Origin of the sequence: Evansella sp. AB-rgal1 (genome assembly GCF_041820985.1) — a bacterium.
Taxonomy (GTDB): domain Bacteria; phylum Bacillota; class Bacilli; order Bacillales; family Salisediminibacteriaceae; genus Evansella.
This window is the reverse complement of sequence record NZ_JBGUAU010000012.1, coordinates 84,827-102,445: the sequence shown is the minus strand read 5'-3', so window position 1 is coordinate 102,445 and position 17,619 is coordinate 84,827. Positions and strand designations below refer to the sequence as shown.

The window sequence follows — 17,619 nt, the reverse complement described above, 5'->3', positions numbered from 1 at the left end:
CAATACATAGTATTAACGCCTTTTAGATAATAAAATTGAGGTGGTCTTTCATGGCTCGAAAAAGCCGAAAAAAGGAAAAGTGGAAAAAACAGCTTACCTATGAATTAGTAGGGTTGTTTTTACTTATTATTTCTTTTATAACATTTGCAAGATTAGGAATTGTGGGAGAGGGTCTTGTTCAATTATTTCGTTTTTTTCTAGGTAGTTGGCATGCTGCATTAACAATAGGGCTATTAAGTTTTGCCCTGTACTTGATGATAAAAAGAGAGACTCCCTTTATCTGGACAAGAAGACTCATTGGTGTGTACTTATTAATTTTTTCTTTTGCATTATTCAGTCACGTAAGTTTGTTTGATAAATTATCATCCCAAACAGAATTTATGGATCATTCAGTCATCCGAAATACATGGCATTTATTTTGGCTACAGCTTCAAGATAATGCAATTATTGATGATTTAGGTGGAGGGATGATAGGTGCATTTGGTTTTGCATTCTCACATTTTCTCTTTTCCACAGAGGGAACTCCTATCTTTGCCATTGGTCTTATCATTACTTCTGGAGTGTTAATTACAGGAAAGTCTTTCATGGAAATAATCAGAAAAGGTGGGGGCGGTTCCGCTTCTGTTTTACAAAAAATGAAGCATTGGTTGATTCAGGAATGGAAAGAAGCCGTATCTTTTATCAATGGCATATGGGAAAAATCAAAAGAGAAAAAACGTGAAAGAAAAGAAGCATCTTTAGAACCACCTCTAGAACAAACGGCTATTGAACCTAATGAAGAACCGATTATCTATGATTTTTCCACAAAAGCATATCAAGAAACTAATACCACTATTGGTGGAGCGGAAGTAATCGATGTTGAATCGTCTGCATTACAAAAACCTAAAGAGGAAGTAACGATAGATCAAAGGGAAGAATTAGAGGTTCCAGTTACTACAACGTCATTAGTTGTAAGTGCAAAGGAAAATGAATTATATGAAGTGCCTCCTTTAGATGTATTAGCAAGTCCTGTAAAAGCAAATCAAACAAGGGAGCATTCTATGTTATCAAAGAATGCTCGAAAATTAGAAAGAACGCTTGAAAGCTTTGGGGTAAGTGCGAAAGTAACAAAAGTACATTTAGGTCCTTCTGTTACAAAATATGAAGTATATCCTAGTGTTGGGGTAAAGGTAAGCAAAATTGTAAATCTAACAGATGATTTAGCGTTAGCATTAGCTGCAAAGGATATACGAATGGAAGCACCTATTCCTGGGAAATCTGCTATTGGTATTGAGGTTCCAAACCAAGAGGTAGCCCTGGTTACGTTAAAAGAAGTACTAGAATCGCAAACAATGAAAGATAATAAAAATAAATTAGCAATTGCATTAGGTCGAGACATTTCTGGTGATGCAGTTATAGCAGAACTAAATAAAATGCCTCATTTACTTGTAGCAGGAGCAACAGGTAGTGGGAAAAGTGTCTGTATTAATGGAATAGTTGTTAGTATATTAATGCGTAGTAAACCACATGAAGTAAAACTAATGATGATTGATCCTAAAATGGTAGAGCTTAATATATATAACGGGATTCCACATCTTCTTTCTCCCGTTGTAACGGATCCGAAAAAAGCTTCACAGGCATTAAAAAAAGTAGTAAATGAAATGGAACGACGATACGAATTGTTTGCTTATTCAGGAACTAGAAATATAGAAGGATATAATAATTATGTAAAACGTGAAAATGAAAAAAGGGATGAAAGTGAACAACATCCGCCATTGCCTTATATTGTCGTTATTGTGGACGAGCTAGCGGATTTAATGATGGTTGCTTCCAACGATGTAGAGGATTCCATTACTAGATTAGCGCAAATGGCAAGGGCTGCAGGAATCCATCTAATTATTGCAACGCAAAGGCCTTCCGTTGATGTTATTACGGGTGTTATTAAAGCGAATATTCCATCTCGTATTGCCTTTGGTGTTTCAAGCTCAACGGATTCGCGTACGATCCTTGATGGAAATGGAGCAGAAAAATTACTAGGTAGAGGTGATATGCTATTTTTGCCTGTTGGTGCAAACAAGGCTACGCGTATACAAGGGGCATTTTTATCTGATGAAGAGGTGGAAAGAGTAGTAGATCACTGTATCGAACAACAAAAAGCTCAATATGCAGAAGAAATGATGCCGCAAGAAGGGGAAGATATCTCAACTCATGAAGTGGAAGATGATCTTTATGAAGATGCGGTTCAATTAATAGTCGAAATGCAAACAGCTTCTGTATCGATGCTCCAACGACGTTTCCGAATAGGATATACTCGTGCTGCAAGATTGATTGATGAAATGGAAGCAAGAGGTATCGTTGGACCATATGAAGGTAGTAAGCCGAGAGAGGTTTTGATTGCTAAGACGGATGAACAAGAGGTTTCGTCGCAATAAGCTATATTCTAATGACTAGAGTTATAAAACCCTGGTCATTTTTTTGTCTACCCTGAAAATACGTGTATCAGACAATATGGAATACTAACTTTGTTGTTTGTATTCCATTCCCTACTGCCCACTCCCTTTTCTGTGGGGAGTTGCCGATCCTCCTCACGACTGACTCCGTCGCTCTTCCATGGAAGTCTCCCCTTGGATAAAATCTCTTGTTCTTATATGTTAGTCATATATCCCTCTTATTCCAAAAATTGCTTTTATATACTTTGATTCGTTACAATATACTAGACCGAAAAATTTTAAAACATAAACTAACGACGGATTAGGTATGATAATGATAGGAATAACAAGGAGGGAATTTCATTGAAATTACAAACATTTTCGGTTGGCCCGTTACATGTACATGTATTGCCTTCCACGACGTACAAAACCAATACATTAGTACTTCACATGCGGTCTCCATTAACAAAAGAAACAGTTACAAAGCGTGCGCTTCTTCCATATGTACTACAAAGTGGAACGAAAAACCATCCATCTAGAAAAGAAATTCGCCAATCATTAGATGAGCTATATGGAGCCACATTAAATGTGGATGTGTCAAAAAAAGGTGAAAACCATATGATGTCGTTCAAAATGGAAGTAGCAAATGAAAAGTTTTTATCCGATGATCGACCTTTACTAGAGAGGGCAATAGAGTTATTTTCATCTGTAATCTTACAGCCTAAAACAACGGAAGATTCTTTCGATTCTACAATTGTTGAGGGAGAAAAGCGAACTCTGAATCAAAAGCTCTCATCGGTTTATGACGATAAAATGCGTTTTGCAAACAAGCGGCTAACAGAAGAAATGTGCGAAGAAGAGCCATTCGGTCTATTTGTTCTTGGTGATGCAAATGATCTTCCTGAAATAGATGAGAAAGCATTATATAGCTACTATCAAGAAGCGCTCTCAAAAGATCAACTGGATCTATTTATCGTAGGAGATGTAAACGAAAGTGATATGAAAAAGGTGATTGAAAAGCACTTTCATGGATTAACTAGTTTTCCACAACGTGAGTTGGCTTTTGAAAACAAGCCTTTTGATTTAAAAAGAGATTCGAAAGAAATCAAAGAAGAACAAGATGTCCAACAGGGAAAATTACATATTGGTTATCGAACCAATATCACTTATTCAGATGAAGACTATTTTCCACTGCAGCTTTTTAATGGAGTTTTTGGTGGTTTCTCTCATTCAAAACTCTTTATCAATGTTCGAGAGAAAGCGAGTTTAGCTTACTATGCAGCTTCACGAGTGGAAAGTCATAAAGGACTACTTATTGTTATGTCTGGTATTGAGACTGACAAATATGATGCTGCAACGAAAATTATCTTCGAACAAATGGAAGAAATGAAAGCAGGTAACTTTTCAGATCAAGATTTAGAACAAACAAAAGCAGTTCTAAAAAATCAATTATTAGAAACAATGGATGTACCTCGTGGTATTGTTGAGCTTGAATATCATAATCTGCTTTCCTCCACAAAGCGACCACTTGATAGATGGATGGATGAAATTGATAAAGTGCAAAAAGAAGATATTATTCGAGTTGCAAAAAAATTGCAACTTGACACCGTGTATTTTTTAAAGGGGAAGGAGGAGTCATCAAATGAATAAAGTAACATTTGATCAACTACAAGAAACGTTATACCACGAAGAACTTCCTAATGGCTTACAGGTATATGTTTTACCAAAACCAGGTTTTAATAAGACTTTCGCTACCTTTACAACGAAATATGGGTCTATTGATAATAACTTTACTCCATTAGGTGAAAAAGAAGCGCTAAGAGTGCCAGATGGTATCGCACATTTCCTAGAGCACAAGCTGTTTGAAGATGAAGAAGGAGACGTGTTTCAGCTTTTTAGTAAGCAAGGGGCATCTGCCAATGCATTTACAAGCTTCACGAGAACAGCATATTTGTTTTCAAGTACGATGAACTTAAAGGAAAACCTTGAAACTCTTTTAAATTTTGTCCAAAAGCCATATTTCACAGATGAATCAGTGGAAAAAGAAAAGGGAATTATTGAACAAGAAATTAAAATGTATGAGGATAATCCTGACTGGAGAAATTATTTTGGATTAATTGCAAGTATGTTTGAAAAACATCCAGTAAAAATAGATATTGCTGGAACAGTAAAATCCATACACGAAATTACAAAAGAGATGCTTTATAAGTGCTACGAAACATTTTATCACCCTAGTAACATGGTGTTTTTTGTAGTTGGTAATTTAAATCCAGAAGAAACCATACAATTTATTAGAGAGAATCAAGCTGGGAAAGAATTTTCCAAGCCCGAAAAGATTGACCGTTTCTTTGACGAAGAACCAGAGGGTGTTCACGAAAAACAAGTGAAAATACCGATGAATGTGAATACAGGGAAATGTTTAGTTGGCTTTAAGGATCGTAAACCTGATAGACAAGGAAAAGATTTATTAGCATATGAACTGTCTATTCAATTGTTATTAGAAATGATGTTTGGTCAGAGTAGTGAAAATTACCAAACGCTTTATGAAGCTGGTTTAATTGATGATTCTTTTTCCTTTGATTATTCAGGAGAGTACGGGTTTGGTTTTTCTGTGATTGGTGGAGATTCTGATAAGCCAGAACTTCTAGGAGAGAGAATTTCTTCGATGGTAGAAGAATTTAAAGGGAAAGAGTTAAATGAGGAGCTATTAGAAAGCATTCGTAAAAAGAAGATAGGGTATTTCCTACGCTCATTAAATTCACCAGAGTATATTGCAAACCAATTTACAAGATACCGTTTTAATGATATGGATCTTTTTGATGTGATTCCAGTCTTAGAATCTATAAGTAAACAAGATTTACAAACGGCATTGGAAGAGCACTTTGTCGTGGATACACAAAGTAGCCAATGCCTTATTACACCTAAAGGAGAATGAAGCATGAAGGAGAGACCGGTAGCTCTTATTACAGGAGCTAGTGGGGGAATAGGGAATGCGATTGCAAAAATGTTTGCCAAAAAAGGATATTCATTAGTTCTCCATTTCAATAAAAATAAAGAAAATATATATCAGTTATTAGAAGAAATTAAAACATATGATGTTCATTGTGAAGTAGTTCAAGCTGATTTTGCTCATTCACTTGAAGCAGTAGAGAAAATAAAAGCAGCAGCAAGTTCCGTAGATGTGATTGTTCATAACTGTGGTTCCTCAAATATTCACTTAATGACCGAGGTGTCATTTGAACAAGTACAGAGTGAATTAGCGATAGGGATTACCACACCTTTTTTAATAACACAAGCATATCTTCCTGAGATGATTAGCAAGAAGGTGGGGAAAATAATTGTAATTTCTTCCATCTGGGGATTAACTGGTGCTTCCTGTGAAGTACTCTATTCAACAATTAAGGGTGGTATGAACACATTTGTAAAGGCATTAGCAAAAGAGGTTGCTCCAAGTAATATTCAAGTGAACGGTGTAGCACCAGGAGCCATTGAAACTCCCATGTTGCATACCATTTCTCAGCATGATCTAGAGATACTAACACAAGATATACCTGCTGGAAGGTTAGGCTCGGCCAATGATGTTGCTTCCACGGTAGGGTTTTTAGCATCCGATGAAAGTAACTACATTAACGGTCAAATCATCTCTGTTAATGGTGGTTGGTATTGTTAATAATATTGTCAAAAATTATAATGAATAAATTTCCTTGTTGGTGAAAAACTATGAACGAATTTTATCACAAGGAGGAATTCATCAATGTCTGTATTAGATAATTGGGAGCAATGGAAAGATTTTTTAGGTGATCGTTTACAGCAAGCAAAAAGTGAAGGTATGAATCAACAAGTCATTACTGATGTTGCTTATCAGGTAGGGGAATATTTATCTGAGCAAGTAGAACCAAAAAATGATCAAGAGAAAGTTCTGGCTGATCTTTGGAATGTTGCTTCTGAAGAAGAGCAGCATGCTATTGCGAATATGATGGTTAAGCTTGTTCAACGATAAATTCCCATAAAGTGCCGCCAATACTGCGGCACTTTCTTTTTGCTTACTTAACAAGTTTACATACATAAATAAAAGGAAAAAGGATACAATGAATAAATACAATAATTGGTTAACAGATACAGAGTGGGGATAAATAGGTAAGGTATGAAATAACGTTCTCTTGATTTTTCTACAAATTATGCAAAGAAATCTCTTTTAATGACGAAAAAAATCAATTATGATAGGTAGTAGTAGATGAAAGCTCGTGTTTGTTTCTATGGGAAGGAGTTGGTCGGATGGAAGAAAAACAATGGTACTTAGAATATCAAATTAATAAAAACCGCCCAGGTCTACTTGGAGAAGTTGCATCTTTACTCGGAATGCTACGAATTAATATTATGACTATTAATGGTGTTGAAAATCAACGAAGAGGAATGCTCATTAAAAGTCAGAATGACGAAGCGATCTTACGTTTAAAATATATTTTGGAAACAATGGATTTTATTACGTTACGAAAAATCCGTGAACCAAAATTGAGAGATTTATTAGCAGTTCGCCACGGTAGATATATCGAGAGAGATGAAGATGAGAAAAAATTATTCCGTTTTGTCCGAGATGAACTCGGTCTGTTAGTAGATTTTATGGCAGAATTGTTTAAAAAGGATGGGCATCGATTAATTGGTATACGTGGAATGCCGAGAGTAGGAAAAACAGAATCAGTCGTTGCTGCTAGTGTATGTGCAAGTAAGCGTTGGTCTTTCTTGTCATCAACATTGCTTCGACAGACTATCCGGAGTCAGTTGGCTGATGATGAGCTATCAGAGGATCACATTTATATCATTGATGGGATTGTTTCAACGATGAGAGCTTCTGAAAGACATCAAATGCTCGTAAGTGAAATTATGCGATTACCAGCTACAAAAGTTGTGGAGCACCCCGATATTTTTATACGGGAAACAGAATATACGTTAGATGATTTCGATTATATCATTGAGCTCAGAAGTGAAGAGGGTGAAAAGATTACATATGAAGCGGTAGAATCAGGCTTCTCATCCTTTGATATTAGCTAAGTTGGTAGGTGTATAGAGTGTCAGAATTAGGAGCAAGGCTAAAAGCCGCAAGAGAAGAAAAGGGATATTCACTAGAAGAGTTACAAGTGAAAACAAAGATTCAGAAACGATATTTAATTGCAATTGAAGAAGGAGATTTTTCTCGTTTACCTGGCGATTTTTATGCTAGAGCTTTCGTGAAAAGCTATGCGGACGTTGTAGGGATTCCTGCAGAAGTTCTATTTGAAGAACACAGAGACGAATTACCACAATCAAAAAAAGAGCATGCTGAAATTCCTCCACGTGTTAATCGATCGAGACCTAAGTTAGTAAAAAAGAGATCAAAGCTGGCATCCCTTGTTCCAACTCTCATTGCAGTGATATTTGTGTTAGCAATCATAGGAGGTTTTTGGTATTACTACCAGTCACTAGATTCGAATAATACAGGTGTCACCAGAGAGGAAGCTCAATCAGGTGCAAATGTAGATCTTTCTGGCTCAGAAATTGAGGATAATGACGAATTGAATGAAGATGAGGATGAGAATGAACCTGTGGAAGATGAGCCAGAGCGAGAGCCTGACCCTGAACCTGAACCGGAGCCAGAATTAACTTTTAATCGAGTTGAAGGTAATACAACTTATTTTACATTATCGAACGCAGATGTAATTGAAATGAGAATGGAGTTTACTGGTGCAAGTTGGATTAGTATTCCTGTAATAGGATATCAGAACACTTATCAAAGTGGTGATGAGTTTTCTACTGAGTTTGAAGAAGAAGAAGTAACATTTCATTTAGGGAATTCTGGTAATACGGTCATTTTTATAAAAGATCATCAAGTAGAATATCAAATTCCGAATAATGTACAGTATATTGTAGTTACTTTAGCAGAAAACGGAGAACAAGAAGAGTAAAGAAAAAGTACCTAGCGGAGATTCGCTAGGTACTTTTTTAAAAGATAAGTATAACATTTTTGGACTTAGAAAGTTGTCTAGCTCCAGGCGCAATGACCTCGTGTCAAATAACCTGGATGATGAAAAGTAAAAAGCACTTTTCATGTCTAGCTACATCCGCTATCTGCTGTGAAAAATAACCTTCCAGTTAGAAAAGTAGAGAGCACTTTTCAACTGAAAGAACATTTTTCTTCGCAGATATGCAAGCGGATTAAGCTTTTCGTTCGTCCAGAACATTTGCATTTCGGTCCTGAGAGGGCGCCTTGCACTTTTCTTAGCATCTAGATAATAATATTGCCAGTTCATACAATTTTTTAAAAGTTTGAAAGTAAAATTCGCAATATACGCTTGTTTTTGGTAAAATTGATAAAGCTTACGAACTTTTTTTAACATTTTCAAATTGAACATGAGGCTGTAAGGGGGATTAAGGTGAACGTACCTAATCAAATAACCATATCACGAATATTTTTGATTCCTGTTTTTATGATTTTTTTACTCGTTCCATTTACATGGGGAGATATTCGTTTGTTTGGAGCAATAATACCAACTCACCATTTTATTGCTGCCATCATTTTTATCCTTGCTTCTGCAACAGATTGGCTTGATGGCTATTATGCTAGAAAATACGATCTCGTTACAAATATGGGGAAATTTTTAGATCCGTTAGCAGACAAACTTTTAATTACTGCAGCATTTGTCTCCTTAGTTGGATTAGAAATGTTTCCAGCTTGGGCTGCTATTGTTATTTTAACAAGGGAGTTTGCAGTAACGGGTTTAAGATTAGTAGCAGCAGGCGAAGGTTCTGTTTTAGCGGCTGGAAAAGGAGGCAAATTAAAAATGGTATCTCAAATAATTGCTGCTTCCGCTGTAATGTTACATAATACGATTTTTGAACTGCTATCGATACCATTCGCAACAATCATGATCTATATCACAGTTATCCTTACTGTTTGGTCAGGCTTAGATTACTTCATAAAAAATAAACATGTGCTTAGTAAATAAATGGTACTCTAGTTGGAAGGATGGTTTTAGTGAACGCAGAAGTTATTGCTGTAGGATCAGAATTATTGCTTGGGCAAATTGTAAATTCCAATGCTAAATATTTATCAGAGCAATTATCTCACTTAGGTATTAATGTATATTATCATACTGTAGTAGGAGATAACGAATCTCGACTTTCCGATGTTCTCTCCATAGCAAAAGAACGTTCGAATTTACTTATCTTAACAGGTGGGTTAGGACCAACGAAGGATGATTTGACGAAAGAGACAGTTGGAAAAATGCTTGGGAAGCAGCTCGTTCATGACAAAGAAACAGAAGAGAGAATTTGTCAATTTTTTGAAAAACGAGGGCGGGAAATGACAGAAAACAATCGTAAGCAAGCCCTTATTATTGAAGGTTCGCATGTCTTTCCTAATGATCATGGGCTAGCATGTGGAATGGCAATAAGCTCGAAGGAACTACAAATTCTCATGTTACCTGGGCCTCCGAAGGAACTACAGCCAATGTTCGAAACGTATGCAATCCCATACTTTCAAAAACAAATGAAGGTTAAGTCATTCATACAGTCAAGAGTTCTTCGTTTTTTTGACATTGGTGAGTCACAACTTGTAGATAAAATTGATAATTTACTTGAAACACAAACGAATCCTACCATTGCTCCTTTAGCATCAGATGGAGAAGTTACGTTACGACTTACAGTAAAAGGGGAAAAGGAAGAGGAGAATACTTATCTTCTAGATGAAGTACAAAATAAAATTTTGCAAAAAGTCGGGTCTTTTTTTGTAGGCATTGGAGACCAGACATTAATGGGGATGCTTGTCAGACTCTTACAACAGACAAACACAACAATCACAGCTGCAGAGAGCCTAACTGGAGGATTGTTTTCAGCAGGTGTGACAAATGAACCTGGAACAAGTAAAATATTCCCTGGTGGCTTTATTACATATGGAAACGATATGAAGTCTTTGCAATTAGATATTTCAGATGAACTTTTACAAAATGACGGAGCAGTTAGTCACGCTTGTGCAAAGGAAATGGCTAAAAAGTCTAGGGAAAAGGCAAAAACGGACTATGGTATTAGCTTCACAGGTGTTGCTGGACCAGATTCATTAGAAGGGCACCCTGTTGGAACAGTTTATATAGGAATCTCTTCTAAAAGCAAGACGGAAAGTTATGAAATTAAATTAGCAGGTAGTCGACAGAATATTCGAGAGCGTTCTGTTAAATATGGAGTACATTTTTTGTTACAATGGATACGAAAGGAAACGGAAAAGGTGGATGAATAATGTTGAAATTTGAAGATTTTCAAATCTCTGATGAAATTAAAAGAGCAATAAAGGATATGGGCTTTGAAGCACCGTCTCCTATACAAGAAAAAGTAATTCCAGAAATTTTAAAAAACCAAGATATCATTGGACAGGCTCAAACGGGTACCGGAAAGACAGCGGCTTTTGGTATACCTTTAATTGAGCATATTACACCAGATAAAAACGTCCAGGCCCTTATTTTAACCCCAACACGAGAACTCGCTATACAAGTTGCAGGAGAGCTTCAAAAACTGTCCAAATATAAAAATATGCAAATATTACCAATTTATGGTGGTCAATCTATAGGACATCAAATCAAAGCTTTAAAACGGGGAGTTCAAGTAGTTGTTGGAACACCAGGACGTGTGTTGGATCATCTAAGCAGAAATACGTTACAGTTACGTAAGGTTCATACGTTAATTTTAGATGAGGCAGATGAAATGTTGGATATGGGCTTTATTGAAGATATTGAAAAAATTCTTCAACAAGTAAATGTGCAGCGACAAACAATGTTGTTTTCTGCAACAATGCCTCCTCCGATTCGAAAGCTATCCAATAAGTACATGAATCGCCCAAAACAGGTAACGATTAGTAAAGGTGAGGTTACAGCACCATCCATTAATCAAGTATATTTTAAAGTACTAGAAAAGAATAAATTAGACTCTCTCTGTCGTGTCATAGATAGTGAGACAATTGATTTAGGGATTATCTTTTGTCGAACGAAAAAAGGAGTGGCGGAGCTTACTGAGGCGCTTCAAGCACGTGGGTATGCAGTTGATGGACTCCATGGTGATTTAACACAATCTCAACGCGACTTAGTAATGAAAAAATTTCGTGATTCTTCCATCGAGTTTTTAATTGCAACGGACGTAGCCGCACGAGGAATTGATGTGGAAAACGTTTCTCACGTTATCAATTATGACATTCCCCAAGATCCTGAGAGCTATGTTCATCGAATTGGTAGAACAGGTCGTGCTGGTCGAGATGGAGTAGCAGTAACGTTAGTAACTCCGAGAGAAATGAAGCATTTACGTTCCATCGAATCAGAGATTAAAATGAGTATACCATCCCAAAGACTTCCGTCTGTGGAAGAGGTTGTTGAAAAACAACAGCATGTTTGGAAAGCTCAAATTATTGATTTAATCGAGAGTGAAGAGGAAGAAGCAGGCCTATATGATGGGTTAGTAAATGATTTGTTAGGACAATATCCTCCTGATAAAATTATTACTTCGTTACTAAAACTTGCTTTCTATAGTCATGAAGATATCGATGATGATGGGTATGATTTTGGTGATACAGGAGCACAACCTGGCATGACTCGATTCTTCATCAACGTAGGTAGGAATGTGGAGCTTACTCCGAAAAAAGTAGTAGAAGAAGTATCCCAGTTAGTTGGTATTCCTGCACAAGCTGTTGGGAAAATAGATATTTTCGATAACTTTACATTTATGGAAGTTCCACAAGAAGTGGCTCCATTTGTATATGAAGGTTTAAAATATTCTCGGTTAAATGGAGCGAGAATTAATTTAGAACCTGCAAAACCAAGACCAAAAAGAAAATAATAAATTATGAGCTTGTGATTAGGAACTATGGTAGGCTGAAAGAAAGGCGCATTTCAGGATGCGTTTTTTCTTTTGGTTTTAGTTAGTAATGTATTGAATTGATATAAAAATTTATTATTATGAAAACCGAACGAATGTTTGCAATTCTGTTGGCAAAATAGTAGAATAGATGTAAGATAGAAAATAGATATTTAAAAGATCTTTTTCATAAATATATATTCTAGTTTTATTAAAGGAGAGAATACAATGTCGGATCGTAAACAAGCATTAGACATGGCATTACGCCAAATTGAAAAACAATTTGGTAAAGGATCAATCATGAAGTTAGGGGAACAAGCTGAACAACGAGTTTCTACTGTATCAAGTGGAGCGTTAGCATTAGATATTGCCTTAGGAGTAGGCGGATATCCAAAAGGAAGAATTGTAGAGATATACGGACCAGAATCCTCTGGTAAAACAACTGTAGCTCTTCATGCAATTGCAGAAGTTCAACGTAATGGTGGACAAGCAGCTTTCATCGATGCAGAGCATGCGCTTGACCCAGCATACGCTCAAAAACTAGGTGTTAACATTGATGAATTATTACTATCTCAACCGGATACAGGTGAGCAGGCGCTAGAAATTGCTGAAGCACTTGTTCGAAGTGGTGCTGTAGACATTATCGTTGTTGACTCTGTTGCTGCGTTAGTACCGAAAGCTGAAATCGAAGGTGAAATGGGAGACGCCCACGTAGGTCTTCAAGCGCGTTTAATGTCTCAAGCCCTTCGTAAACTCTCAGGTGCCATTAACAAATCAAAAACACTTGCGGTATTTATTAACCAAATTCGTGAAAAAGTGGGGGTTATGTTTGGGAACCCTGAAACGACACCAGGAGGTCGTGCACTAAAATTTTACTCTTCTGTTCGTCTAGAAGTACGTCGTGCAGAAACATTAAAGCAAGGGAACGATATGGTTGGTAACAAAACAAAAATTAAAGTGGTGAAAAACAAAGTAGCCCCTCCATTCAAAACAGCAGAAGTAGATATCATGTATGGAGAAGGTATCTCTCGTGAAGGTTCTATACTAGACATCGGTGCAGAACTAGATATCGTACAAAAGAGTGGAGCATGGTACTCTTATAATGAAGAACGACTTGGACAAGGTAGAGAAAATGCAAAGCAGTTCTTTAAAGAGAACCCTGAAATAACAAAAGCTGTAGAATCACAAATTAGAGAGTACTATGCTTTAGATTCAGCAAAAACTATTCCTGCAGAAGATCCAATGGAAGAAGATTTACCACTAGTTTAATATAAAAGGGTAATGGGTACTTACTCATTATCCTTTTTTGTCGAAAAAAATAGCATTCTAGAATACTATATATGTAAGGCTCTAGTGAGTTATTGTATATGACAGGAATACTCTAGTAGTATGTTAAATTAAAATAATGGGAATGTCTGAAACCTTTCCAATGCTTGACATTGTTATTTATGAAGCATACAATTAGAAAGAATACAGAATTACTTTAATCATACTCAAAATGTATTATCTGTGCTTGATGTAATTTTTATGAAAATGACAAAGTTAAACAAATGAAACTAAGTTCCAACAAGAAATAGCATGAGGAGGTGAATCAGATGCCTAATTTCTTTGTTCAAATCCTCATTTTGCTATTCACTGCAGTTATCGTTTTCTTCATTGGATATTTCGTTCGCAAATCCATTGCAGAAGCCAAAATCTCAAGTGCAGAGCAGCTTGCAAAACAAACAATAGAAGATGCGAAGCGTGAAGCAGATGCAAGTAAAAAAGAAGCGATTTTAGAAGCGAAAGACGAAGCTCATAAAATTCGTATGGAAGCGGAACGAGAAGTCCGTGATCGCCGTAACGATATTCAGAAGCAGGAAAATCGATTAGTTCAAAAAGAAGAATTATTGGACCGAAAAAGTGAAACGTTAGACAAGAAAGAAGAAACTCTTGAAAGAAGAGATAATGATTTGTCAAAACGTCAACAACAAATCGACGAGATGAATAGCAAAGTCGAGGAAATGTTACAAAAACAACAAGATGAATTAGAGAGAATATCTGGTTTTACAAAAGACGACGCAAGAGAGATTATCATGAAAACTGTTGATGAAGAATTAACACATGAGAAAGCGGTGTTAATTAAGGAGTCAGTTACTAGAGCGAAGGAAGAAGCAGACAAAAAGGCAAAAGAAATCTTGTCCATGTCTATCCAACGCTGTGCTGCTGACCATGTTGCTGAAACGACTGTTTCAGTAGTTAGTTTGCCAAACGATGAAATGAAAGGCCGTATTATAGGAAGAGAAGGCCGAAATATTCGTGCATTGGAAACCTTAACAGGAATTGACTTAATCATTGATGATACACCAGAAGCAGTTATTTTATCTGGTTTTGATCCTATCCGTAGAGAGATTGCCAAAACAACTTTAGAAAAGCTTGTACAAGATGGACGAATTCATCCAGCGCGTATCGAAGAAACTGTGGACAAGTCTAGACGGGAAGTTGATGAGCTGATTCGAGAATACGGAGAACAAACAACCTTTGAAATGGGAATACATGGTTTACATCCAGATTTAATAAAAATCTTAGGGCGTTTAAAATTCCGTACAAGTTATGGACAAAATGTGTTAAAGCACTCAATGGAAGTTGCTTATCTCAGTGGACTTATGGCAGCTGAACTTGGGGAAGATGTTCAATTAGCTCGTCGAGCAGGATTACTTCACGATTTAGGAAAGGCTATTGATCATGAAGTAGAAGGAAGTCACGTTGAAATTGGTGTGGAGCTTGCTACAAAATATAAGGAACATCCAGTTGTAATAAATAGTATTGCATCACATCATGGTGATACGGAAGCTACTTCAGTGATCGCAACATTAGTTGCAGCAGCGGATGCATTATCTGCAGCTAGACCTGGAGCAAGAAGAGAAACGCTTGAAACGTATATAAAACGCCTTGAAAAGTTAGAAGAAATATCTGAATCTTTTGATGGGGTAGAAAAAACATATGCAATTCAAGCAGGGCGTGAAGTTAGAATTATGGTTAAACCTGACTTTATAACCGATGAGGATTCTTATCGCTTGGCTAGGGAAATTACAAAGAAAATAGAAGAAGAGCTCGATTATCCTGGTCATATTAAGGTAACCGTGATTAGAGAAACAAGAGCAGTTGAGTATGCAAAATAAAGTGGCGTGTTTATGCCACTTTATTTTTATATACATTAAAAATTTGTTGAAAATTATCGTATGATCGTCAGTTTACTCTTTATCTTATTGAGCTTTGGATTTTTTTACTTAAATATGAAATAATAGATAAACATATAGAAATTTTTATAGAAAATGTTGTATTGTTAATATAAGAAGGAGACTAAAAATGAAAGTATTATTTATTGGAGATGTAGTTGGATCTCCTGGAAGAAATGTAATAAAAGAGTACTTACATAAGTTAAAAGGAAAATATAGACCTGATATAACCATTGTAAATGGAGAGAATGCAGCTGGTGGTAAAGGATTGACGGATAAAATATATCATGAATTAAAACATGCTGGAGCTGATGTTATTACGTTAGGAAACCATGCATGGGATAAAAAAGAAATTTTCGATTTTATTGATAATGTAAATGATGTTGTTCGCCCAGCTAACTTTCCAAAGGGAACACCAGGTGCTGGGTATATAATAAAGAATGTTGGAAACAAAAAAATAGCGGTTATTAACGGACAAGGACGCACTTTTTTGCCACCAATTGATTGTCCGTTTAGAGTAATCGAAGAAATAGTTTCTGAAGTGAAAAAGATTACTCCGTACATTTTTCTGGATTTTCATGCAGAAGCAACAAGTGAAAAATTAGCAATAGGCTGGTATTTTGATGGGGTAGTATCAGCAGTTGTTGGTACTCATACACATGTACAAACAGCAGATGAAAGAATCTTACCAAAAGGAACTGCTTATATTACAGATGTTGGAATGACAGGCCCATACGATGGGATTTTGGGAATGGATAAAGATATTATTATCAACAGGTTTCTTACTAGTCTACCTGCAAAGTTTGAAGTATCAAAGGGCAGGGAACAGTGTAATGGAGTCTTTATCTCTTTAAACAGTAAAACAGGATTAGCTGAATCCATACAACGTATTTCTATCAACGAAGATCGTCCTTTTTTTGACTAAATAAGGGAATCAAGAATAATTACACAAATCGTGAATATATTCAAATTACAAACAACTTGTTTAGAAACTCCATATCAGTAATTATGCTGTGATATAAAGAGACAACACTTAGTGATTACTAGATATGTTTTAAGATCTATATACCACCAATTCATCCTTAAAGGAGGTTCTGAAATGGAAGTATTAAAAGTTTCAGCAAAATCTAATCCAAATTCTGTCGCCGGAGCGTTAGCTGGAGTCATTCGAGAACGAGGAGCAGCCGAGATTCAAGCAATAGGAGCAGGTGCACTTAATCAATCAATTAAGGCAATTGCTATTGCTCGAGGGTTTGTAGCACCAAGTGGTATCGATCTCATTTGTATACCGGCATTTACTGACATTCAAATTGATGGTGAGGAACGCACTGCTATAAAACTTATTATTGAGCCTCGCTAATAGTTACAAATTTTTCCTACTTAACGACGGTTAAGTAGTTTTTTTTGTGGATTTTCTCTGTTTTTTAAAAGGATAAGAATTTATAAATTTTTTTTGAAATTAGAAAGGTGTCTAGCTCCAGGCGCCTTGCGATTTTGTTCTTAACTATTTTTGGGTCTACCCTCGCGTATCAGACTATCTAGTAATATTAACTTTGTTGATTTGTATTCCATTCACTTCAGTCCATATAGAGTTGATGCTACTAATGCATCTAATAACGTATTATCCCGCCATGGTGTAATTTTTACTTGTATGGAGGACTACCTTCGAAAATCTCGGAACGAATGTCGAGGTTATAACTATTTAGTATTACTTCTCCTATACATGCAGTGTTATTTAGAAAAGCCATAATTATATGAAATAATAGAATATTAACCCGTTTTTTAGGTAATAATAGGTAATTTTATAAATAAATTTATTATTTTACGAAATTGATTGAATATTCATGTTTAAGAAATTGTGAAAGTTATGTTACAATATAGAAAGATAACATCTTTATGCAGGGTGAAAACGCTTTATATATAAATGTACATATTGACAATGCGATTTTCCTTTGTTATCTAATACGAAGCCTAGATTAGGGTGTCGGAAAGTTGAGGTGTTTCTTGGAACGTCTTTCAGCAATTTATAAACCAGGATCACGGCTACATATTTTAATTCATGTGACATGTGACAAATCGAGAATTGATAGATAAAAATCCTTTCAATGATTTCAAACTATATTCTT

General features: G+C 36.0%; 14 protein-coding genes. All 14 read left to right on the top strand.

The genetic code is table 11. From position 1 onward, the window contains the following. Nucleotides 1–50: 50 nt before the first annotated feature. The 14 genes from ACERII_RS12010 to ACERII_RS11945 all read left to right on the top strand — a co-directional run bounded on the left by ACERII_RS12010 (nt 51) and on the right by ACERII_RS11945 (nt 16,853). A complete protein-coding gene (locus ACERII_RS12010) occupies nt 51–2,411 on the top strand; it encodes an FtsK/SpoIIIE family DNA translocase (protein ID WP_373642597.1) in 2,361 nt (786 codons plus the stop codon). Between the two features lie 360 nt (nt 2,412–2,771). Beyond that, a complete protein-coding gene (yfmF, locus tag ACERII_RS12005) occupies nt 2,772–4,058 on the top strand; it encodes an EF-P 5-aminopentanol modification-associated protein YfmF (protein WP_373642596.1) in 1,287 nt (428 codons plus the stop codon). After that, on the top strand, nt 4,051–5,343 hold the full coding sequence (yfmH, locus tag ACERII_RS12000; RefSeq protein ID WP_373642595.1) for an EF-P 5-aminopentanol modification-associated protein YfmH: 1,293 nt from the start codon (nt 4,051–4,053) through the stop codon (nt 5,341–5,343). The genes yfmF and yfmH overlap by 8 nt, the downstream gene beginning before the upstream one ends. A gap of 3 nt (nt 5,344–5,346) precedes the next feature. After that, nucleotides 5,347–6,078, top strand: coding sequence for an elongation factor P 5-aminopentanone reductase (gene ymfI, locus ACERII_RS11995; RefSeq protein ID WP_373642594.1), 732 nt, complete (start codon nt 5,347–5,349; stop codon nt 6,076–6,078). Nucleotides 6,079–6,162: 84 nt separating this feature from the next. Then, the gene (locus tag ACERII_RS11990; RefSeq protein WP_373642593.1) at nt 6,163–6,408 is read left to right on the top strand and encodes a DUF3243 domain-containing protein; all 246 of its coding nucleotides are present in this window, start codon (nt 6,163–6,165) and stop codon (nt 6,406–6,408) included. A gap of 275 nt (nt 6,409–6,683) precedes the next feature. Then, nucleotides 6,684–7,457: a DUF3388 domain-containing protein gene (locus ACERII_RS11985; protein ID WP_373642592.1), complete on the top strand. Its 774-nt coding sequence runs from the start codon at nt 6,684–6,686 to the stop codon at nt 7,455–7,457. Between the two features lie 17 nt (nt 7,458–7,474). Then, the gene (locus tag ACERII_RS11980; RefSeq protein ID WP_373642591.1) at nt 7,475–8,347 is read left to right on the top strand and encodes a helix-turn-helix domain-containing protein; all 873 of its coding nucleotides are present in this window, start codon (nt 7,475–7,477) and stop codon (nt 8,345–8,347) included. A 468-nt stretch (nt 8,348–8,815) separates the two neighbouring features. Continuing rightward, nucleotides 8,816–9,388: a CDP-diacylglycerol--glycerol-3-phosphate 3-phosphatidyltransferase gene (gene pgsA / locus ACERII_RS11975; RefSeq protein ID WP_373642590.1), complete on the top strand. Its 573-nt coding sequence runs from the start codon at nt 8,816–8,818 to the stop codon at nt 9,386–9,388. A 29-nt stretch (nt 9,389–9,417) separates the two neighbouring features. Then, nucleotides 9,418–10,674 carry a competence/damage-inducible protein A gene (locus ACERII_RS11970; RefSeq protein ID WP_373642589.1) on the top strand — a complete coding sequence of 419 codons (1,257 nt, stop codon included), beginning with the start codon at nt 9,418–9,420 and terminating at the stop codon, nt 10,672–10,674. Then, complete coding sequence (locus ACERII_RS11965) at nt 10,674–12,257, top strand: DEAD/DEAH box helicase (protein WP_373642588.1); 1,584 nt, start codon at nt 10,674–10,676, stop codon at nt 12,255–12,257. Before ACERII_RS11970 ends, ACERII_RS11965 begins: the two co-directional genes overlap by 1 nt. A 246-nt stretch (nt 12,258–12,503) precedes the next feature. Continuing rightward, the gene (gene recA / locus ACERII_RS11960; RefSeq protein ID WP_373642587.1) at nt 12,504–13,544 is read left to right on the top strand and encodes a recombinase RecA; all 1,041 of its coding nucleotides are present in this window, start codon (nt 12,504–12,506) and stop codon (nt 13,542–13,544) included. A 326-nt stretch (nt 13,545–13,870) separates the two neighbouring features. Beyond that, on the top strand, nt 13,871–15,436 hold the full coding sequence (rny, locus tag ACERII_RS11955) for a ribonuclease Y (protein ID WP_373642586.1): 1,566 nt from the start codon (nt 13,871–13,873) through the stop codon (nt 15,434–15,436). 187 nt (nt 15,437–15,623) lie between these two features. Further along, nucleotides 15,624–16,418: a TIGR00282 family metallophosphoesterase gene (locus ACERII_RS11950; protein WP_373642585.1), complete on the top strand. Its 795-nt coding sequence runs from the start codon at nt 15,624–15,626 to the stop codon at nt 16,416–16,418. A gap of 174 nt (nt 16,419–16,592) precedes the next feature. Next, complete coding sequence (locus tag ACERII_RS11945; protein WP_373642584.1) at nt 16,593–16,853, top strand: stage V sporulation protein S; 261 nt, start codon at nt 16,593–16,595, stop codon at nt 16,851–16,853. The last annotated feature ends 766 nt before the right edge of the window (nt 16,854–17,619 follow it).